The sequence below is a fragment of the Pseudoalteromonas sp. SR43-2 genome (assembly GCF_014163885.1).
GTDB lineage: Bacteria > Pseudomonadota > Gammaproteobacteria > Enterobacterales > Alteromonadaceae > Pseudoalteromonas > Pseudoalteromonas distincta.
Window position 1 is genome coordinate 120,881 of sequence record NZ_JACJED010000011.1, and the last position, 22,140, is coordinate 143,020.

At 36.6% G+C, this 22,140-nt stretch carries 14 protein-coding genes and 1 pseudogene; 5 read left to right on the top strand and 10 right to left on the bottom strand.

Features of this window, described 5'->3' with window-relative positions; all coding sequences use genetic code 11:
• The 7 genes and pseudogenes from H5120_RS11315 to H5120_RS11345 all read right to left on the bottom strand — a co-directional run bounded on the left by H5120_RS11315 (position 1) and on the right by H5120_RS11345 (position 6,655).
• A complete protein-coding gene (locus tag H5120_RS11315) occupies positions 1 to 153 on the bottom strand; it encodes a DUF2496 domain-containing protein (protein WP_076914928.1) in 153 nt (50 codons plus the stop codon).
• Positions 137 to 418: a late competence development ComFB family protein gene (locus tag H5120_RS11320; protein ID WP_002958257.1), complete on the bottom strand. Its 282-nt coding sequence runs from the start codon at positions 416 to 418 to the stop codon at positions 137 to 139. The genes H5120_RS11315 and H5120_RS11320 overlap by 17 nt, the downstream gene beginning before the upstream one ends.
• Positions 419 to 469: 51 nt before the next feature.
• Positions 470 to 1,362 (bottom strand): annotated as a pseudogene (locus H5120_RS11325) (histone deacetylase).
• A gap of 13 nt (positions 1,363 to 1,375) precedes the next feature.
• Positions 1,376 to 1,984, bottom strand: coding sequence for a primosomal replication protein (locus H5120_RS11330; protein WP_182674411.1), 609 nt, complete (start codon positions 1,982 to 1,984; stop codon positions 1,376 to 1,378).
• Position 1,985: 1 nt separating this feature from the next.
• Positions 1,986 to 2,762 carry a TSUP family transporter gene (locus H5120_RS11335; RefSeq protein ID WP_002958254.1) on the bottom strand — a complete coding sequence of 259 codons (777 nt, stop codon included), beginning with the start codon at positions 2,760 to 2,762 and terminating at the stop codon, positions 1,986 to 1,988.
• The gene (dinG, locus tag H5120_RS11340) at positions 2,762 to 4,837 is read right to left on the bottom strand and encodes an ATP-dependent DNA helicase DinG (RefSeq protein WP_182674412.1); all 2,076 of its coding nucleotides are present in this window, start codon (positions 4,835 to 4,837) and stop codon (positions 2,762 to 2,764) included. The genes H5120_RS11335 and dinG overlap by 1 nt, the downstream gene beginning before the upstream one ends.
• A gap of 84 nt (positions 4,838 to 4,921) precedes the next feature.
• Positions 4,922 to 6,655: a tetratricopeptide repeat-containing sulfotransferase family protein gene (locus H5120_RS11345; protein ID WP_182674413.1), complete on the bottom strand. Its 1,734-nt coding sequence runs from the start codon at positions 6,653 to 6,655 to the stop codon at positions 4,922 to 4,924.
• A gap of 109 nt (positions 6,656 to 6,764) precedes the next feature.
• On the opposite strand from H5120_RS11345, the gene H5120_RS11350 reads away from it, so the two are divergent.
• The 3 genes from H5120_RS11350 (at position 6,765) to H5120_RS11360 (ending at position 13,957) form a co-directional block, all read left to right on the top strand.
• Complete coding sequence (locus tag H5120_RS11350; protein ID WP_182674415.1) at positions 6,765 to 9,104, top strand: DNA polymerase II; 2,340 nt, start codon at positions 6,765 to 6,767, stop codon at positions 9,102 to 9,104.
• Between the two features lie 277 nt (positions 9,105 to 9,381).
• Positions 9,382 to 12,246, top strand: coding sequence for a TonB-dependent receptor domain-containing protein (locus tag H5120_RS11355; RefSeq protein WP_182674416.1), 2,865 nt, complete (start codon positions 9,382 to 9,384; stop codon positions 12,244 to 12,246).
• Between the two features lie 58 nt (positions 12,247 to 12,304).
• Positions 12,305 to 13,957, top strand: a complete 1,653-nt coding sequence (locus H5120_RS11360) for a tetratricopeptide repeat-containing sulfotransferase family protein (RefSeq protein ID WP_182674418.1) — start codon at positions 12,305 to 12,307, stop codon at positions 13,955 to 13,957.
• Between the two features lie 46 nt (positions 13,958 to 14,003).
• Here H5120_RS11360 and H5120_RS11365 read toward each other — a convergent pair whose 3' ends face one another.
• The 3 genes from H5120_RS11365 to H5120_RS11375 all read right to left on the bottom strand — a co-directional run bounded on the left by H5120_RS11365 (position 14,004) and on the right by H5120_RS11375 (position 18,226).
• Positions 14,004 to 15,197: a DUF547 domain-containing protein gene (locus tag H5120_RS11365; RefSeq protein WP_182674420.1), complete on the bottom strand. Its 1,194-nt coding sequence runs from the start codon at positions 15,195 to 15,197 to the stop codon at positions 14,004 to 14,006.
• 5 nt (positions 15,198 to 15,202) lie between these two features.
• Positions 15,203 to 16,999 carry a putative 2OG-Fe(II) oxygenase gene (locus H5120_RS11370; RefSeq protein WP_182674422.1) on the bottom strand — a complete coding sequence of 599 codons (1,797 nt, stop codon included), beginning with the start codon at positions 16,997 to 16,999 and terminating at the stop codon, positions 15,203 to 15,205.
• A 63-nt stretch (positions 17,000 to 17,062) separates the two neighbouring features.
• Positions 17,063 to 18,226 carry a DUF547 domain-containing protein gene (locus H5120_RS11375; protein WP_182674424.1) on the bottom strand — a complete coding sequence of 388 codons (1,164 nt, stop codon included), beginning with the start codon at positions 18,224 to 18,226 and terminating at the stop codon, positions 17,063 to 17,065.
• A gap of 314 nt (positions 18,227 to 18,540) precedes the next feature.
• Here H5120_RS11375 and H5120_RS11380 point away from each other — a divergent pair, with 314 nt between their 5' ends.
• Both H5120_RS11380 and H5120_RS11385 read left to right on the top strand, forming a co-directional pair.
• Positions 18,541 to 21,168 (top strand): TonB-dependent receptor, encoded by a 2,628-nt coding sequence (locus tag H5120_RS11380; protein ID WP_182674426.1) that lies wholly within the window; start codon positions 18,541 to 18,543, stop codon positions 21,166 to 21,168.
• 535 nt (positions 21,169 to 21,703) lie between these two features.
• Complete coding sequence (locus H5120_RS11385; protein ID WP_002958250.1) at positions 21,704 to 22,006, top strand: H-NS family nucleoid-associated regulatory protein; 303 nt, start codon at positions 21,704 to 21,706, stop codon at positions 22,004 to 22,006.
• Positions 22,007 to 22,140 lie beyond the last annotated feature (134 nt).

A 22,140-nucleotide genomic window follows, 5' to 3' on the forward strand; every position in this document is an offset into this window, starting at 1 on the left:
TTATGACTTTTCTAGCTTCTTTTCAAAGTCGCTTTTAACTATTTCAAGTGCTTTAAGTACTTCTTCTGGAGCAACATCGTGTTGCTCTAGTATCATAATTAAATCTACTGCAAGTTTCATATGTGTAGGGGCTTGATCAAGTGGACTTGTCATTTAACTCTTTCTTTTTTGATATTTGGCTGATGGCAACATTTATTGCTGTTTGTACACGTTGTTCCATATGTATGCGTTCTGATTGCGGTAAATAAAACGCCATATCTACATCGTAGCGAATATATCGTGGCGGGAGCTGATTTAGTACCGTACAACAAAAGTCAGCCATTACATCTTCATCATATTTTTCATCAAGTTTAAGTTTGATAACTTCCTCGACTACAATCTTTTCGTAATAGTTGTGTATATCTTCGTGTAATCGCATATTCCCACCGCTTTAAAATAATCCGTTTAATTGAGTCTATACTATGGCTTGCTATAAATCGATAGCGGCTTTAAATAGTTGTTTATGAACATTAATTAGTGAGCTCAAATTACGCTGATAACCTCCGCCTAGGCCGCACATTAGTGGGATTTGGTGTTGCTTACAAAAGTTGAGAGTAAAAAAGTCGCGTTTATATACGCCATCTAGTGATACATCAAACAAGCCCAACTCGTCTTTTGTGTAAATATCAGCCCCTGCATTATACAAAATAATATCGGGGTTATGAATACGCACGCAAAAATCGAGTGCTTGCTCTAATGTAGCAAGGTACTCAGCGTCGGTTGTTTTAGCGGGTAATGCAAAATCGTAAGTGGATTGCTGTTTATTACGAGGGAAATTTTGCTCACAATGAATTGAGCAGGTAATAATTTGGTTATGATTTTGAGTGATTTGTGCTGTGCCATCGCCTGGTGTACGTCGCAATCAAAAATTAAAACAGTGTCGGCTTGCTCTGTATTTATTAAATGTGCTGCTGCAATAGCTAGATCGTTAAAAATACAAAAACCGCTGCCGTAATCACAGTATGCATGATGATAGCCACCACTTAAATTAGCCGAAAAACCATGTTTTAGCGCGTGTTCACTACTTTGGATGCTTGCCCCAACTGATAGTAATGTGCGCTCTACCAATTCATTTGAATAAGGAAAGCCCATTTTTTTTATGGCTTTATTGCTAAGAGTCCCTTTTAAAAAGTCATCTATATAACGTTGGCTATGACATAGCGAAAGTTGAGATTTGGTTGCTTTTTTAGGCTCTTGAAAGTGAATAGCCGAAACACCTAGGTTTTCTATTTCTGTTTTAAGTAACTTATACTTTTGAATAGGGAATCGATGACGTTCTGGGAGTATAAGGTCTGAATACAATGGATGATAATAAAGCTGCATAGTAAAGTGCGCCTTAACGCAGCTGCAGTTTTTCTACTTGTTGAATTTTATCTTCGGTGGCAGAAATTGCTTTTCTGCAGCGGCCTAATCGAGCGTGTGTGCTTAATATTTCAAGGTTAAGCTTTTGTGCTTTAGCAGGTGAGGCTTTATCCATTTGCATTTTTCGCTCTTCAATCATGAGCACTAAACGGCGTTCAAACTCATGGTTTTGTTTTAATTCGTCGTAAAGCTCATGGGATGATTGCATTATTTTTTGCACAGCTTGCTTATAAACGGTTTGCTTAGGGCGTGGTTTATAATGGCTTTTGTTTTCTTTAACCCAAATAGGGGTAGATTTAATAACATTGAATACAGCTTGTATTTGAGCTGCAATACGTTCAAGCGCGTAGGTATAAGCATGGCGATGCTCGCTTGGCGGTAACCTCGAAACTTCGTCTTCTATTTCTATCACGTAATCGACTAGGTTCATGCTTTTGGTACTAAAAACTGCGCGGTCAAACAAGCTAGGTTGTGCTTGCATGTAACGATTTTTAGAAAAAAGTTTAGCTTTATCAAATTGCTCAGCTTGTTGTTTTAGCGTTGCAACTTGTTGACGTAGTTTATCTAAAGCCATTGAATGCATATTAAAAGTAAGCCTCGTAAATTAGTTTTAATGCTAAAAGTATAACCATAGTATTAAATACTGGGCGAATAAATTTGCTACCAAAACGTATTGCTGAATGCGCCCCAAACCATGCGCCTAGCATAATAAAAAAGCCCATTGTTATGCCAAGTAAAAAGTTTACATGGCCGAGTGCAACAAAGGTAATTAAAGATATAAAGTTAGACACAAAGTTCATTGAACGCGCTAAACCACAGTTGAGTAGCAGGTTCATTTTGTAAAGCATGCCATTAGAAGCAGTCCAAAATGTACCCGTACCTGGGCCTGCTAAACCATCAAAAAAGCCTAATGCTAAACCTTGTAGCCATTGTTTTATTTTCATCGCTTTGTTTAGTTTAGGAAGTTCATCGCCTTCGGTAGTACTTAAATTACCAAATAAGCTATAGCCAGCAACTAAAATAATAATAATCGGGAGTAGTTTGTTTAAAAAATCGATACTTAAATGATCAACAATAACAGTCCCTATCAATGCACCTATTGCGGTAGCAATAATAGAGGCTGCCCAAAACTTAGGACTAAATAAGTTCTTTTTATAGTATGTATAGCTTGCCGTTAACGAGCCAAAACTAGCCGCTAATTTATTGGTGCCTAATGTTAAATGTGGAGGTAAGCCAGCAGTTAATAAAGCGGGTACAGTTAACATGCCACCGCCACCGGCGATAGCGTCTATAAAACCTGCGGCAAGTGCAACAGCACATAAAACAGCCCAGGTTGTTGGATCGAGTGCGAGTTCAAACATTAATAATCTATTTGTCTTTTAAAAGGTGGTAGGGTGTCGAGCATGGCTTTACCGTATCGCTTAGTCACTAAGCGTCTATCGAGAATAGTAATACAGCCTTCATCACTCTCTTTTCGCAGCAGTCTACCACAGCTTTGTACCAATTTCTTTGCGGCGTCTGGCACGGTAATCGTTAAAAACGGGTTACCACCTTTGCTTTGTACAAATTCTGCTTGCGCTTCTTCTATCGGCGAAGTAGGTACAGCAAACGGGATTTTAGTAATTATTAAGTTCTCTAAATATTTACCAGGTAAATCAAGACCTTCTGAAAGGCTTTGTGTTCCAAATAAAATACTGCCTTTGCCTTCGTCTACATTTTTAGTGTGTAATTTAAGCAATGCTTCTCGCGACATCTCACCTTGTACTAATAAGTTAAAACCTTTTGTTCTAAGAAACTTTGTTACGTGGTCCATTTGCCAGTAAGAAGCGAATAGTACAAGGTTCGCTTTTTTATCATTTAGGTACTCTGGTAAAGTTTTAGCTAGGTGATCACTAAAGTCTTTATCGGTAGGTTCTACTTTAGATATCGGAATACGTAAAGTGGCTTGTTTTGGGTAATCAAAAGGAGAAGGTACTTTAATAAATTTAACGCCCTCTTCTTTAGCAAGCCCTGTTTCGTAAGCAAAGTGATCAAATGAGCCCAGTGCACTTAATGTAGCAGAGCACAAAACAGCGCCCGCGCATTCTCGCCACAATTTATCTTTTAGGTAGTAACCGACCTCGATAGGGCAGTCGCTTAATAAGTGGTCGTGATGGCTTTTATATTCAAGACGTTTTATCCACCGTGCATGGGGAGCACCTTCGCCTTTTTTTGCGTAACTAAACCATAGTTTGTTTAGTTGCTCTAAGCGGTTTATGTATTGACCGCTTTCGCCTAGTATTGGGTCGGCAACGTAAGGTTTTATGTCGCCGTCGCTTACATCTTGGGTAAGGGTGTCGTGCATTTTGTTTAAACAGCGCAGCGCATCTTGCGTGGCTTCGCTTATGTCTTTTGCTTTACTGTGCAGCGATTGTGGAATTTCACCGTGCTCAAAGCGATAAGTATCGTCTTTCGAATATTCAAAGTCAGCATTATCGAGAATATCGCGAACTACTTTTAAATCTTTATTCGCGTCATTAATACTGTCGCAAAGTTTAAAGTTTTGGCCAATGGCTCTTTGCCCCACTAAAACCTTTGCCATTTTTCCGCTAAACTTGGTGAGCTTATCAAGCCATTCTATTGTACCTTTTATTGTGGCAGCAGCTGATGAAAAGTCGCGTGTTATATGTGCTAAATGATGCGCTTCATCAATTACATAAATGGTGTTGTCGGGCTCGGGTAAAATTTTACCGCCGCCTAAGTCTAAATCAGCAAGTAGTAATGAGTGATTAATTACCAGTACATCCATTTGCATTAATTGATTACGAGCAAGCTGAAACGGACACGTTTGATGAGCCTTCATTTGGCGTTGGCATGAATGTTTATCGCACGCTATTAAGTTCCATACTCTGTCGGGTACGGTATCGGCCCAGCTGTCTCTATCGCCTTGCCATTTTTTATTCACATAGGCGTTATATAGCTCATTCAAACACTTGGTTTCCATTGCGCTCAATGGTGAAGTAAGTGTTGGCATAAAGTCCATTTGTGTTTGGCTATCGCCGTTTACAGCATTATGTAATTTGTGAGCGCAAATATAACGATGACGACCTTTTACCAAATCAAATTTAAAGTCGAGGCCTGAATGCTTTTTAAAAAATGGGAGCTCTTTTGCTATTAATTGTTCTTGCAGTGCAACGGTTGCGGTAGAAATAACTAACTTCTTTTTTTGCGCTAAGGCAAGAGGCAACGCGCCTAAACAATAGGCAAGAGACTTACCGGTACCGGTGCCTGCTTCAATTACGCAAATGCGCTGTTTTTTATGATATTCACCGGCTAATGTTTTTGCTATTTCGGCTACAAGATAATTTTGACTGCTACGAGGGCGATAATCTTTTAGGTTACTAGCCACATGCTGGTGTACTTGCCTAATTGTTTTTTTTAGTGAGTCAGAAAGCATGGGATGATTTACCTAAAGTATGTATATAATTACAGTGCTATGGATTTTAGAGTTATAAGAGTGTAACTACAAGCAGCTTGTTTACTAATTTAGCCTATTAAGCAGTGGCGTTAGATGATTTGCATATTTTTTCCAATCAGTCAGCGCTTCTTTGTAAATTGGCTTACGTACTTGTTCTGAACTGGGAGTTAAAACAGGACGTTGATTATTATAAAACTCATAGCACGCTTGCTCTACTACTAAATTGCAATGTTCAAATAAATCATTAACCGTTTCAGTGAAGTTGTTTATTAAGCTTTCATAATTAATTGTATATATTTCGTCAGGATATACGCTATGCCAATGTGTCATCAGCTTATAATATTCATTCATGTAGTGAGCTAAATCTTCCTGATCGTAGCTATAACTATGGCCTTGTGAAAATGAGTGCTTATAAAGGCTCCATGCAGTCGCTTTTTTATCTCGTTGTACATCGATTATTTTTGCATTAGGGAATAAAGTTTTGATAAGAGCAATATGTTGAAAGTTGACTGGTTGTTTATCAATAAAGTAAGGCTTGTTATTGCGAAAAGGTTCAATGAATTTTAAATAGCGTTTGGCTAATGTTGCCAAGTGCTCTTGAGTCAAACTATTTAGCTTATAAGGTACGTTGCTTTTTATCTGAAGGTTTTCTAACTCTACTGCAATAGAATTGATTTCTGATAATTCATAGCTAGCGTCAACATGGCTATGCGATGCCAGTATTTGCTCAATAAGTGTAGAGCCACTTCTTGGCAAGCTTACAATAAATATTAGCTGGACTTCATTTTCGGTTGAGGTATGTACTGTATTGGCTACTTTTTTGGTTAGGTATTTTTTACAGCGCTCATTAAAGTCATTAGTAATGTAAGGGGTAAGTGACTTTTGTAAATCGTTACTTATTCTTAGCTGCAAAAAGGCATCTTCGTACCTGCTATGTTGTTCATATGCTTTAGCTAAAGCAAAGTGAAGTTGTGCTCTATTTAATGTATTTGAGTCTATTGTTATCTGCTGTTCTAAATTAGCTATATTGAGCTGAGTGAAAGTATATGTTTTTAAGTTTGCTAAGTTCCAATAGGCTTCGCCGATATGGGGAGCTAGTTCTATTGTTTTGCAATAGTACGCAATAGCACTTTGGTTATTGCCAATTATCTTTTCTATGTTTCCAAGTCTTAAATTGCAATATGCGGGGTAATAATTTTTATTTAACAAAGATTGGTAATTTAGAGATGCATTTTTGAAGTCCATCATTTTTACATAGGCAGCAGCGAGTAGACTTTGGGATTGTGGTAGTAAAGTAACTAATTTGGTCGACCTATTATAAAAAGAGATTAGTTCTAAATATTGCTTTGTATTAAATAATGCTTCAATGTGCGCATCATAAGCGGCTGATTTTGTGCTGTTTATATTTATATTATGAGAAGTAATAGCCAAATACGTTTTTAAGTCGTTTGCCTGAAAAGCTATTTTACTTAAGAACACTAAAACACGGTATTCATTCGCTACAAGCTTGAGCAACTCATGGGCAATGTTTTCTGCTGGTTTTAATTCTTTGTTTAATAGATGCTGATTCGCTTTATCTAAACGTTGGTTAAACCAAGCAATCATCTCATATTGTTTAATGGCTTGTTGGTATTGCTCTTGCTCTTTTAACTGTCGATGTACTTGGGCTAATACTTGCCAAGCTTGATGGTGCTCTGGTGCAGTTTGAATTAAAGATAATATTATTTTTTTGGCTTGTTGAAGCTTGTTTTGTTGAAGGAGATTATTAGCGTGTTGGATAATTTCAGAAGGGCTCATTGAATGCTCATATTATTTTTTTCTTAAGACTAACTTAGAAAGAAATAAAATATAACCTGCTTTACAAATTTTATTTTTGTCGTTTTTTATTACAAGGCTTATTTCATTAATGCACTTAGACTCGGGGTTTATTCTCTCTACAGAAACAGTTGATTCACCTTTGGGCGTAAGTTTTGTTATTTGGCTTTTAACTGAAAAAGGGCCATTAAAAGCAATTAGCTTACCAGAGTCAGTTGTTTTTTTTATCAAGTTAAAGGATAAAGCGACGGTAGAAAAAGTACTGCGGCTCTCAGATGTTTCTTTTGAAATTGTCCCTGTAGAATTAAAAGATTTCCAGCAGGGGACTGTGGCTGGTTGCTACTTTAAATCACTTAAACATTACTACAATGCGTTAAAAGCTCTAAGCGCAGAGGGCATTGTGACATACGAAGATGACATACGCCCTATAGATCGCTTTTTAATGGAGCGATTTATTAAAGGCTCCACATGGGTGAGAGGAGATATTACACATAAAGACGGATATAGACTGTTAACCAATTGCCAATTTAAAAATAACCCAGATGTAAATCCTAAGTTTAAAACAGTTTCTTTAGACATCGAGTGCAATGGAGAAGGGGTATTATTCTCTATTGGTTTGGTCGGTCATGGCATTGATTGTGTATTAATGATTGGCAGTCCTATTAAATATAGTGATGCAATTGAAGTAATATGGTGTGTTGATGAAATCGATCTTTTACAAAAATTACAGCACTTTATAGCAAAAACAGATCCAGATCTTATTATTGGTTGGAACGTCATTGAGTTTGATTTTTCTGTTCTTCACTCCAGAGCTGAAACTCTAGGTATAGAATTGCGTCTTGGACGTAATAACGAAAAAATAAAATTACGAGTAGGCCATTATACTCGATTAACTATACCAGGAAGAGTTGTTATAGACGGTATAGACACGTTAAAAAATGCGACCTACCACTATGATAGCTTTAGCCTGTCAAATGTAGCTGCTAAGGAGCTTGGTGAGAAAAAGTTCATCAGTTCAAGTGACCAGCTAGCAGAAATTGAACGCCAATTTAATGATGATAAGTTATCCCTTGCGAAATACAATAGACAAGATTGCGTACTGGTTCTACGTATTTTTAACAAATTAAATTTACTTGATTTTGCTGTTGTTAGGAGTCAATTAACGGGGCTTGAACTTCATAGAATGGGCGGTTCAGTCGCTTCATTTGTTAACCTTTATCTGCCCTTACTTCACCGAAGTGGTTATGTAGCACCTAATTTAGGAGATCATGGCTTAAGTTTTGATAGTCCTGGAGGGTATGTAATGTCTTCAAAACCGGGGTTTTATAAAAATGTACTTGTACTCGACTTTAAAAGCTTATATCCATCAATTATGCGTACTTTTTGTATAGACCCTCTTGGTTTAATTGAGGGGTTGCTCAATCCAAAAGATGCAATTCCAGGATATAATAATGCACTTTTTTCAAGACATAAAAATCATTTACCAGCCCTTATAAAAACTCTATCAATAACAAGACAAGAAGCAAAAGATAGCCAAAAACCTATGTTATCGCAGGCTATAAAAATTATAATGAATAGCTTATATGGAGTGCTTGGTTCTCGGGGGTGTCGCTTTTACGATCCACGTCTTTCAAGTTCAATCACACTACGTGGGCACGATATAATGCAAACCACAAAAAAATGGATAGAGGAGTGTGGGTACAATGTAATTTATGGCGATACAGATTCAATATTCATTACTTTGGATGACGGTTTGAATACGCTTCAATGCGATGAAATTGGTAAACAATTAGCTATTAATATCAATCAACAGTGGGTACAAGAAATTAGTCAGAAGCACGACTTAGAGAGCTTTTTGGAGATTGAATTTGAAACCTTATACAGTCCTTTTTTTATGCCTACAATTAGGGGGAAAACGATGGGCTCTAAAAAACGATATGTAGGCCAAAAAATTAATAAAAATCACAATGAGCTAGTATTTAAAGGTGTTGAAGCAGTTCGAAGTGATTGGACTGAGTTCGCTCAAGAGTTTCAAGTAGAGTTGTTTGAAGCTTTGTTCAGTAGTGACTATAAAATAAGCCTTTTAGAGGAGTTAGTTAATTCTTACTCTAGGCGTTTACAAAATGGAGAATTTGACGATAAATTAATTTATAGAAAAAGGTTAGGACAAAATTTAACTGAATATAAAAAGAATATTCCACCACATGTCCAAGCAGTTAAAAAATATAAAGCCCAGAACCCAAACTTTGAGGTGAAACGAGGGCAAATTATAGAGTATGTTTACACATTTGATGGACCAGAGCTCAGTGATACAAATAAAAGACTGAATTATCCTTTGTATATAAAAAAACAATTAGACCCAATAGCCGAAATGATTTTTAGTGCTATGGAAGTGACGCTATCAAAGAGCACTCAAACCTCTCTCTTTTAAGTTACCGTAAGCTAAAAGTTAACCTTTGTGAATTCAATCCCCCCTTTTTTATAATTTCCCCTAATGCAGTAATGGCACTATTTAATAATGCCAATGTAAATTTTTTGATTTTAAATTGTAATGCTTTAGCCGCGAAAGTGTTGGTAATTAACAATAAGTTAATTTTATGTTGACCACATTGTGTTGCTGGTATTATCATAACGTATGATTACCATTTATTAACAAATGGTAATCAAGCAAAAAATATAAAAAATATAAAGTATTCTGGGAGAATCAAATGTTAAATAATAAAGTTTCAAAAGCAGTTCGCTTAGCGATAGCTTTCGGTACAGCTTCAACAGCTGCTTTTTCAGCAAGTTCGTTTGCTGCTGATGAAGAAAAAGTTGATAAGGTTGAACGAATTGAAGTTACTGGTTCACGTATCAAACGTACAGATATGGAAACAGCTAGCCCAGTGCAAGTAACAACTGCTGAAGAAATTGCTGTTGCAGGTTTTACTCGTGTTGAAGACATGATGAATAGCTTACCGCAACTAGAAGCGTCTAATACTTCTTTCCAATCAAATGGTGCTTCGGGAACTGCAACCCTTGATTTACGTGGTATGGGCGCTCAGCGTACTCTTGTTCTTGTAAACGGTCGTCGTATGCAAGCAGGTGGTATCTACACACAATCAGCTGATATTAACCAAATTCCTGCTGCGCTAATTAAACGCGTAGATGTAATGACTGGTGGTGGTTCATCTACTTACGGTGCAGATGCTGTTGCTGGTGTTGTAAACTTTGTAATGAACGATCAGTTTGAAGGTTTTGAAGTTAATGTAGGTACAACTGCTTACCAACATAATAACGATAATGAATACATGCAAGGCCTAATGGATGATGCTGGCTTTGAATATGAAGAAGGTAATACGGGTCTTGATGGCGCGTCATTTGATTTTGCAGCGACCCTAGGTGGTGCATTTGATAGTGGTAGAGGTCATGCAGTAGCTTACTTTACTTACAACAGACAAAATGAATTACGCCAAGGTGCACGTGATTACTCATCTTGTGCTCTAAATGCTGCTGGTACAGCTTGTGGTGGTTCAGGTAATGCTGTTAACCCTAACTTTTATATCTCAGCTCCTAACGCTGACGGTGTTGTAGACTTTGGTGAAGGCCAGTACGAATACTGGACTCTAGGTCAAGATAGCAGCTTTATTCCTTCAGTTGGTAATACATATAACTACGCGCCAATTAACCACTTTATGCGTCCTGATGAACGTCATACATTAGGTATGTTTGCTAACTACGAAATCAATGATAGCTTCCGTCCGTTCATGGAAGCAATGTTTATGCGTAACCGCACTACAGCGCAGATTGCTGAGTCTGGTACGTTCTTTAATGATAATTACTCAATTGATTTTGATAGCCCATTATTAAATGATACACAACGTGCACAACTAACTGAGCGCTTTGGATTGACTTCTGGTGATCAGTTTGCAACTTATATTGGTAAGCGTAACGTTGAAGGTGGCCCTCGTGCAGACAGCCTTGAACATAACTCTTTCCGTTTAGTATTAGGTAGTAAAGGTGAAATTAACGACCTTTGGTCTTACGAAGCATTTGCTCAATACGGTTCAACTTCATCTTCTTCAGCATATGAAAATGATTTCTTTGGTCCGCGTATAATCACCGCTTTATCAGCAAATGGTGAAGATTGTAGCGCGACTTCTGGTTGTATTCCGTACGATGTTTTTCAGTTTGATGGTGTAACTGAAGAAGCTGCACAGTCACTTACTGGTACGGCAATCTTGAACGGTGTTACTGAGCAATTGATTGTAAGTGGTTTTGTTACTGGCGAATTCGATTTCTCACTTCCATCTTCAGAGTACCCAGTTGCTGCAGTATTTGGTGCAGAGTATCGTGAAGAAACATTCAGTAGAACAGCTGATGAAGTATATGCACAAGGTCTATTACTAGGCCAAGGTGGTACTACTAAGAGTTTAAATGGTGGTTATCAAGTACGTGAAGTGTTTGGTGAGCTTAGCCTACCAATCGTTGAAGATTTACCGTTAGTTGAAAGTTTACTTGTTGAATTAGGCTACCGTTGGTCAGACTATAGCACTTCAGGTGCTGAGCCGACTTATAAAGTGGCAATGAACTGGGATGTAACAGGCGATTGGAAAATTCGTTCAAGCTACAACCGTGCAGTTCGTGCAGCAAACAATGGTGAGCTATTCGCTCAACAAAGCACTGGTTTATGGGCCGGTACTGATCCATGTGCTGGTACACCAAGCCTAACAGCTGCTGAGTGTGCAAATACAGGTGTTTCTGCAAGTCAGTATGGCAATGTAGGTAAGAGCCCTGCGGATCAATATAATGCTCTGTTTGGTGGTAATCCAGATTTATCTCCAGAAATCGCTGATACTATTACTTTAGGTGTTGTTGGTAACCCATTTGAAAACTTCAACTTCTCAATCGATTACTGGGATATTGAACTTGAAGACGCGATTGGTAATATTGACCCAGAAATTCTAGTTACACAATGTGGTAAAAGCGGCGCGGCTGTATTTTGTGATAACGTAGACCGTACACCTGGTAGTGGTAGCCTTTGGATAGGTTCTGGCCAAGTTATTGCTACAAATACTAACTTAGGTAATATCCATTACGAAGGTATCGATTTAAGCGCAAACTACGATATGGAAATTGCTGAAGGTACATTAAAAACTAGTATCATTGGTACCTACATGTTAACTAAGGAATTTGATAATATTCCTGGTGTAAGTGAAGTATATGACTGTGTTGACTCATTAGATAACGGTTGTTTCCCTCAACCAGAATGGCGTCATGTTGTATCTGCTAGCTACGACACGGGCAGCTGGTGGAGAGCTACTGCTAAATGGCGTTTCTTCAGCGGTGTAAACGATTACACTGGTGCTGATACATTAGTACAAGACGACGGTATTAGCTCACAAAGCTATATTGACCTTAAAGGTACATTTACTATTAATGATTACACGTCTTTATTAGTAGGTGTTAACAACGTTATGGATAAAGAGGCACCTCTAGTTGGTGGTTCATTATCAACAAACGCAAATGCTATTGCTGGTTACTACGATTCGTTAGGTCGTTACTTCCATGCGAGCCTTTCATTAAAATTCTAATTTGAATTAATTAATGTATATTAAGCGAGCTTAGGCTCGCTTTTTTTATGGGGAAAAAATGAAATCGGTAAAAGACAGTTTACTGTTTGCAATACAGCAATTGAATAGTGGAAAGATTGTGGCAGGAAAAGCTACCCTAGAAGGTTTATGCGACAACCCTGAAGTTAATGAGCAAGCTTTAGCTGTATTGTTTAAAGTAGCTATGAATGAAGGAGATTTACTAAAAAGTAAGGAAGTTTGTAGAAGACTCATTTCAATAGCCCCCAAAAAATTCGATTATGTAAATACTCTTTGTCAGTTATATGCCGCCAGTAATGAATTCTCTTTAGCAATAGACTTACTTAAAAAATACACTGAAATAGTACCGGATAGCGCAATGTCGTATTTTCAATTGGCTGAAATGGCAAAAAAAGATGGCAAAGGTATTCTTGCAAGTACATCTTTCTTAGCAGCTATCGAGCTTGGTTACCACGACATATATACCGCTTATGTGGAGTTAGCATCCGTCTACTCTGAGCTTTTAATTGATTATGAGACTGCGACTAATTATTTACAGCAGGCAATTACAGTTGAACCAAATAAAATTAATGCCTATTTTAATCTTGCTAATATATATGAGCAGCTTGGTGATAAGCAAAACTGTTTAAAGAGCTTTAATCAGGTATTAAAGATAAATCCTTTATATGGTCTGGCGCATGCGAGAATTGCTGATATACAAACATTTAATAAAAAAGAAGCGTTAGAATACGAACTAAAAAGCCTATCTATTTTAGAAGCTACAGAAGATGATGTGTTAAAAGCTGATATGTATTATGCGCTTGGGAAAGCTTTTGACGATAGCAAAGATTATGAAAAATCATGGTCTTATTATACTAAAGCCAATAGTTTTAATCGAAAATATATCCCGCAATACAACAGAGTTGATATTGAACATCAAGTAAGTAGCACACTAGCAAGAGAGCTTAGTAACGTAAAAAGTAAGACTGGCGATATTGTTCCAATTATTATTTGTGGCATGTTTAGGTCTGGTTCAACCTTAATAGAACAAATAATTTGCACTTCTGAGGTGATTAGCAATGGAGGAGAGATTGATTACTTGCATAAGCAACTATTCAATCTAATTGATAAGCCTAAAGTGCTGTCAAGCACGGTTAACTCAACATTATTTCAGCAAGGTTATGAGAAAGAATTAAAGTTAAGAGCGGGAAAAAGTAGTCTTGTTACTGATAAACGCCCTGAGAACTACTTATACATTGATATAATTAAAATGATGTACCCTGAAGCAAAAGTTATTTGGACACAGCGCGATATTAGAGATAACAGTTTATCAGCTTACTTTCAACATTTAGGCCCAAGTTTGAATTATGCGACCGCACTGAATGATACAGTGCACTATCATAAAGCGCAGCAGCGTGTTAAAGCACATTGGCTAAAAAAGTATCCTAATGATATTTTTACAGTCAATTATGATGAACTTGTTTCAAAGCCCGAGGGGGTATTATTGCCTCTGTTCGAATTTTTAGGCGTAAAATATCAAGGTGAAAGCGGTTTATTTCATCAACAAAAAAATATTGTAAGTACTGCTAGTGTTTGGCAGGTGAGAAAGCCTCTTTATACATCTTCATCGGGAAGATATAAAAACTTCAGTAGGTATATTAAAGAAAGCTTATCTATTTCTGATTTTGAAGAGTTTAATAATGTATTAGATTAATAACTGAGAGTATTCAGCACTCAATAGAGCGCTGAATACAATTTAATTATTTAGTGGGTAAGTCTTTTATTTTAACACTACTACTATTGATTTTTTTCTTGAGACGAAGCTTATTAATTTTGTCTAATACTGCAGGTGAAAAGCGAGATTGAGAGCTAACTTTAGAGGATAACATATCGCTTAGGAAACTAAGGTTCATAGCGCCTGCACCAGGCACGTTACTATTGGCTGCTACGGCATTTAGTAAGGCCGCTTTGTTGGTGGCATTACCCTCACCAAATGAGCGCTCAGTGCCGTATATGTCGGTTACATTCCAGTCCTCAATAGCTAGAATTAATTCTTCCGAATCTTCTACTTGTGAGTTAATAGAAGAATCAGAATAGTTTAAAATATGCTTTAGTAGATCGTTCTCAAAGTCAGGAAATAAAATTTTTGCTTGATCATAAAAAATAGAAACGTTTAGACGATTTCTTTTAACTTGAACGCCTCGGTTGGAGTTTACAAACTCTTCAGCATTACCTGAAAGTTGTTTATATACCTTATCAGCTGTGTAAGCTTCGTTACGTAAATTCGGACTTCCGATTATCCCTTGATAGAAGCCATACATTACTATTTTCTTATTCCCAAATTTCTTAAAAACGATATCATGTTGAATATTATTAAGTGACAAGGTATGGCCTGAAACATTTATAAATTTATCGTTTAGTATTGAGTTTTCACCTTCGAGTAATTTTTTTGCATTTCGAACTGGGTAATGTTCAATTAACTTTTCAATAATGGCTGTATTATATAAGTTTAGCCAATAAGCTAATTGCTCATCTAAGGTTAATGCGTTTAAAGGGACTTCTTCAGGTACTTTTTCTAGGCTTTGGCGAATTACTTTAAAACCTAGCTTAATATCCGATTTTACAACTTCTTCGAAATAAAAGCGGTTAGCCTCTAAAGCCGTATCTCTGTCTCTATTAGATCGTAACCTTGTGCCATTACCTACTATTGGTTTTAGAATAGTCCTATCAGATAAACCCATGTCAATAACGGTTAACTCTAGAAGTTGGTCTAGGTCTTCATAAGATATGCTTATATCCCTATTTAAGCCAAAATCTGAAAACTCTTCGGGTAAAGAGAATTCTTCAGCTTTCACTGGAATAAAAACAATAGCGATTATAAGTAGCAAGCATTTTATCATGATCAATCCTTTGTTTTTGTTTATTTTTATAGCACTAGTTTGAATTTCAATCAACTAGATCAACCAATTGGCATAATATCGCTAGGTATTGTTAAGCGAGGTCTATCGCTTTTAAGCTCATTTGTGCCATGCCAAATATAGCTAGGAAAAATGATAATTTGTCCACTTTCAGGGCATATCTCGCGATCTATTGATTCTCTTTTTCCTAGATCAAGACATGTTTCTCCTAACTTTAACCAGCCATTTTTAAGTGGATCATTTTTACTCATTTCATCAGGTATAGAAATATAGCTGGGTGCTGACAACCAACCGTGAGGATGAATATGATTGGCATGATATCCTCCATTTTCTAGTTTTACTGACCAGCTGCCTTTGGCAGTAAAGTTTAGGCTATTTCTTGCCGTTAATGGGTGCATACTATCTGCTGGTAAATCATTTAAGTAAGTAGATATACATGACTCCATTGACTGCTTAAATAATGAGAGTAACGTATTTGAGCGATAGAGTAAGTGTCCTTCAGTTTGACTTCCTCTTCGAACACTTTGATCAAGCGGCTCTTGTTCTTTAGTGTGTAAAGTAAGTAATAGTTCCTTGAGTTCCTTCCCAAAAGAGTCAAACGACTTGTAGCCTTTAGGCGTAGGTAGAGCCATTGTTTTAACAAACATATCGTAATTAGTTAACCAATGATATTTATCGTCTTTAGCTAAGCGCCAAGCTGTGGATAAATAAGCCCAGATTTCTTGATTAAAAGGGTTGTGTTTAACTGCAGTGTTTAAGTGTAATATTGCTTTTTTATATTCAAAATTTTCAATACAGTAGTTTGCCAAATCTACACTATATCTTGCTGATTGGGGAGCCTGTGATACAAGCTCATCTAATATAATGAATGCTTTATCACTTTGCCCATGCTTACCTAAAATGATGCCATGAGCATGTTTTATGTCTAAGTTATCAGGGAAGAGCCTAATTGCTTGTGAAGATACATCAAGGGCTTGATTAAAATCTTTAAAATGTAAAAGCTGAGCTAGTTGTGATTGAACTAGTTGTGGGTTTTTAGCATGATTTAAGAATGTACTATTGTAGGAGCTCATAAGGGCTGATTTGTTTGCACGATCCCAGTATAATTTATTTAAACACTCATGCGCAGGTATATAGTTAGGAGCCTGTTCAAGACATCGTTTTAAGTACTGCTCACAGAGCTCAAACTTTAGTAAATCATAGTAAGTACAGCCAATCAAAAAGTTAACCTCGGGGCTATACTTGTTCTGCTTATCGCTTAGCATTAAAAATATATCTAAAGCATTGTCGAATTTACCCATATTGCGAAAATTACAAGCACGTTTATATTTAAATAAAAATTGATTTTTTAAATCGGCAGGTAAAGAGAGGTGATAGCTTTCAACTAATTCTAAGTCACCCAAACGTTCTAGTAATTCAAGCTTTAACCAGTGATATCTCTCTTTTAAGGTTTCATCAGATACGGTTTTAGAAAGTTCCTTTTTTGCTTGTAACAACTGGTTGGTTTTGATCAAGCTTTCTATAAAATTCAGAGATACCTTTTTGCTTAATGCCAAATACCTTGTGTTTTTTAAAAAGTTTAAACATAACGAATGTTTAGCAGTTCTGCACAGCAAGTTTGTATAGTTTTCAATTAGAGGGAGGGATGAAGGAAACTTATTTACTGCGTAAGAATATGTTTGTTCGGCATTTTCATTTTGGTTAAGTGCGCTATATGTAGCGGCAAGTAAAATATACCAATCAACAGTTTTAATATCACATTTGTTTAAAAAAAGAATAGCTTGGTTATATTGGCGTGAATTATAAGCAGCGAGCGCAGAGTTAAGAAAGTTAGACATAAAACACCCTATTTTTCGTACCATGTTAACAGGGTGTTTTTTAAAGTTAAATAATAAAATTTATTAAAGGTCTTTTATTTTTACAGAGCCACTATTATCAGTTTCTTTTAGCTTGAGAGCTCTAATTTTTTCGAGCATTTCTGGAGAAAAACGGCCAAAGTCCATTGTTTTCTCCGAAATAGAATTAGATAAAAAGCTTATGTTAACAGCACCTAGTCCTGAACCTGCGCCATCAGCTCCTATTGGTTTTGATGAGTTATTTGCAACAGCATTGAGCATGGCGGCAGGATTTGTTGACGCTGCGCCACCAAACTTTCGCTCTGTGCCATAAATATCAGTGATTCTCCAATCTTCAATACCTATTTTAAAGCTCTTAGCATATTTTATATCAGAGCTCATTGCCGGGTTTGCATAGTCTTTTAGGTGCTCTCGTAAATCTTTCTCGAAGTTTTCGAATAATGGTTTAACTTGCTCATAGTACTTAGAGGCATAAAGGCGATTTTTTCGCTTGATACTAGTTCCTCTATTTGAATTGACGAATTCTTCAGCGTTTTCAACTAATTGATGATAAACCTTGTTTCCTTTATATGCTTCGGCACGAATGTTAGGACTTCCTATATTTCCTTGATAAAACCCATACATAACTATTGGTTTTTTTATACCAAACTTTTTAAAAACAATATTTTGTTGTATGTCGTTTAAAGAAAGTTTATGGCCAGCAACATTTAAAAACTCTTCCTTTAAAATTGAATTGCTGCCAAAGAGTAAATCTTCTGTATCGCGAATAGGATAGTGTGTGATTAGTTTTTCTAACATGGCTGTATTGTAAAGGTTTAACCAATAAGCAAGTTGCTCATCAAGGCTGAGTTCGTTAAGTGAGATTTCATTTGGCAGACTTTCTAGGCTAACTCTAATCTTATAAAAACCGTCTTTAATCTCTGATTTTGTTACTTCTTCAAAGAAGAAACGATTTGCTTCTAATGCTGTGTCGTTATTTTTATGCGACTTCATTCTTGTACCGATGGAGGCTTGAGAATTTAGTTTGGAACGATCTGATGCTCCAGTATCAATTACAGTAAAACTTAGAAGAGTATCTAAGTCATCATATGAGACAGTAATATCTCTATTTAAACTAAAATCTGAAAATTCTTCCGGAAGTTCTTTTAAGTCAGCGAAAGCCGAGAATGAGATAGTGAGTATTAAAATACATACGAGGTGAGTTTTCATAGCAATTCCTTTGTTTGTTAGGAACACCATAATCTACAAATGTTAATTCACTTTCAAGTTTTGCTTACATTTAATTTCATTTTATTATCATAACTCCAAAAAGTGGAATATTGCTCTTTAGTTAATGGTGATAATATCGCAACGTGTTAGTTTTTTGTTTCTTTAAGTTGTTGTAAATTAATGTGTTTTTTCGTTGTCAAAGTGTTGACCTTTTGCTCGAGTTGGGCCTACTATTCAAACCGAAATAGGTACTGTGATTAATTGCAGACCGTTTTGAAAACAAAATAATTAAAAAATATTCTAGGGGTAATCCAATGTTAAATAATAAAATCTCGAAAGCGGTTCGCTTAGCGATAGCTTTTGGCGCGGCATCTACCGCAGCTTTTTCTGTAAGCTCTATGGCTGCGGAAAAAGAAAAAGTTGAACGTATAGAAGTAACTGGATCTCGCATTAAACAAGTTGATATGGAAACATCATCACCAGTAACTGTTATTACAGCTGCAGATCTACAATTATCAGGTGAAGCATCAGTTGCTGATGTTTTAAATAACACTTCTGTAAATAGCTTTGGTTCTTGGCGTGGTATGTCAGGTTACGGTAACGGTGCTGCAGCAACAAGTAATATAAACATGCGTGGCCTTGGGGCTGAGTACACATTAGTATTACTTGATGGTCGCCGTATGCCTGGTACAAGTTCTTCTTCAGGCGCAGCTGCGGATACTTCTCGTATCCCAATGGCGATCGTAGAAAGAATTGAGATTCTTCGCGAAGGTGCTTCTGCTGTATATGGCTCAGATGCTGTTGCAGGTGTTATTAATATTATTACAAAAAAAGACTTTAACGGATTAAGTTTTTCATATGATACTGAACTACCTAGTGCTGAAGGTGGTGATACAAATCGTTTTAACGTAAGTACAGGTTACTCTGGTGAGAAGGGTAATATTACATTAACTTATGAATATTATGATGCTGAATCAGTATTCGATAGAGATATTTGGAAATTAAATGATGAGACTTATGCTGATTATTCGTCATTTAGCTCAGTTCCAAATGGTAATGGTGCTAGTGGTTGGGTTACAAGCCCTACTATGTGTGCAGAATCAAATAACACGGTTGATGGAGGCACTCGTTGTTTATATAACTATGGTGCAGTAACCAAGTTATTTGGTGATACTACTCAGAACTCAATGCTTTCAAATTTCAATTATGAATTCACTGATAACTTAAAGTTCCGCGGTCGCGCGAGTGCATCACTTTCTGAAACTGATTCTCGCTATGCAGGTACACCAGTATCTACAAACCAACCAACTATGTTGGCTGATAATCCTCTAAACCCTGTAGGCGAAGATTTAACTCTATACATGCGCTCAGCTAACATTGGTGAGCGAGATACTCGTACTGAAATTAATAGTATTGATTTCTTGGGTGGTTTAGTCGGTTTTGTAGATGTTGCAAATGGTATTGACTGGGAATTTAATGTACAACACAGCCGTTCTACAACTAATTCATTTAATACAAACCTTATAAATGATGATGTTGTTCAAAAGCTAGTTGATAGTGGTGAGTATGATATATTTAACACATCAGGAATGAGCTTTGCTGACTGGGATAGCAGCATGAAGGATTTGTATGGTCAAGCTGCTCATACAGGTGTCTATCAAGCTCGTTTTACAAGTACTCAATTTGATACGGTAGCATCTACATTATTGTTTGATAATGGTGATGTTTCTATTGCTGGTGTAGTTGGTGCTGAATTTGAGCAAGTAGAATTTGAACAAATGAGCGACCCTCAATCGGCCTCTGGTCGAGTGTCAGGTGGTTCAGGTGGTGATGATGTTAATGCAGAGCGTGACAGAACATCTGTATATTCAGAGCTACAAGTAAACTTACCATACAATGTTGATATTAAAGCAGCTGTTCGATATGACAAATACGAGCAAGAAGGTGACGTTGGTTCACAATTTGTATCAGGAACATTCGATAACGTTGCCCCTCAAATTGGTGTTGCATGGCGTCCTTCTGATGCGCTATTAGTTCGAGCTAGCTGGGGTGAATCGTTCCGTGCACCTAACATGGGCGAAATGTTCTCTAGTCAGGCATTAAGCTTCGAAAAAGCTTACGATACAATTTGGTGTGATACGCAAGGCAATGCAGGTTCTGATGCTATTTACTGTAACCCAAATGCTTCACAGCAACATAAGACTTGGTTTGGTGGTAATCCAGATCTTGAGCCAGAAGAAGGTGAATCATTTACAACAGGTTTTGTTTGGAATGTAACAGATGACTTATCTGTAGAGCTTTCTTACTATAATATTAAGTTAGAAAACAGAATTGCAGCTGTAAGTGTTGAGCGCCTATTAAAAGACGAGCAAGACAATGGTTCTAACCCGGCAGTAGTTCGCGATCCAAACACAGGTCGTATTGATGTAATGTACAGCTTTGACCAAAATATGGCGAGTTTAGAAACATCAGGTTTTGATTTTAAAACAGCTTATATGTTTGAGTCTAGCATTGGTAATTTCGCTCTTAAAGGTGAACTAAGTTATGTAAGCGACTTTGAAGAAGTAACAGAAAAAGGCGCTGATGCGTTTGATTATGCTGGTCTGCAAGAGTACCCAGAGCTTCGTGGTAATGTTACCTTTGATTGGACAAATGATGCATTTGGTGCAGCATGGACTACATACTACATAGGCGACCAAGACTCAGGTAATGAAGAGTATGGTGTAACATATTTAGCTGATATTCCAAGCTATATTAAACACAATATCCAAGTATCATATAACCATGAATGGAATGGTAAGTTTGTACTAGGTGTGAACAATGTGTTTGATAAAGAAGCACCACAGCTAAACGATGGCACTAGAGGTTACCGTGACGCTTCAACATCATTATATGATGTTTTAGGCCGAGCTGTATTTTTAAAAGTTGAACAAAACTTCTAAGAATCGTTTATAGATTATGTTTCGTCTTTAATACGTTGACGATTATAATAAAAGGTCAGTTGCTTATGCTTCTGACCTTTTTACATTTGGTTTGCTATTTTATCTTCAAAATTTAGATTATGGGTTGTATGTACTTACTGACCCACTTAATTTTTAAGTTTGTTACCTTGTAATTTCCGATGATATTCACCTGACACTAAGAATAGATAATGTGGCTTTCTTAATTGAGTCGAAGTAATGATATTTGCAAATTACATATAAGTTCTTAGCTGCTTTATTGTACTGAAAGTTGGGATTTATTATTCAACGGATTAGTAGTGTTTTTTATCGACTATATGTTTTTATAAAATGAAGTTCCCCTATACATCGACAATTTATATTAAATTATTCCTAATTTAATAAGGTAAGACTAATAGCGTATATTTAATAGAGAGATTATTTAGTTTATATCTTGTAATAGTCATTCCTGAGAAATAGCCTTATACTAAAAAAGAATATTTAAATAATTCCTATCACACAATTTAGCGAGATATAGATGAAAGAAGTCCGATCTTTTATTAAAACAGCATCATTAACAGAGCTTGAAAAAGCTCAACAGCTTATCAATGATGCAATTTCAAAATATACCCAGCAGCAAAAAGCGAAACAGGAAGTTTTGGATCTTTTAAAAGAAAAAGGACTTACGCTAGAAGATTTACAAGATGGAGCATCAGACAAGCGCACTAAAGTTAAGCCTAAGTACCGCATGGAACTTAATGGTGAGACTATTGAATGGACTGGCCGTGGCCGTCGTCCTAAAGCGTTTGAAGGTGTTGAGCTTGAAAAGTTTTTAGCTTAAAGCTAAATATAAGAGAAGCTTCGGCTTCTCTTTTTTGTTTACCCCTCAATAAAATATAATTAAAGTCTAAATGTCATAGCAGTAATTTGCTAAAATCCCCTTATTAAAATCTATTTGTTTTCCCATGAGCTATA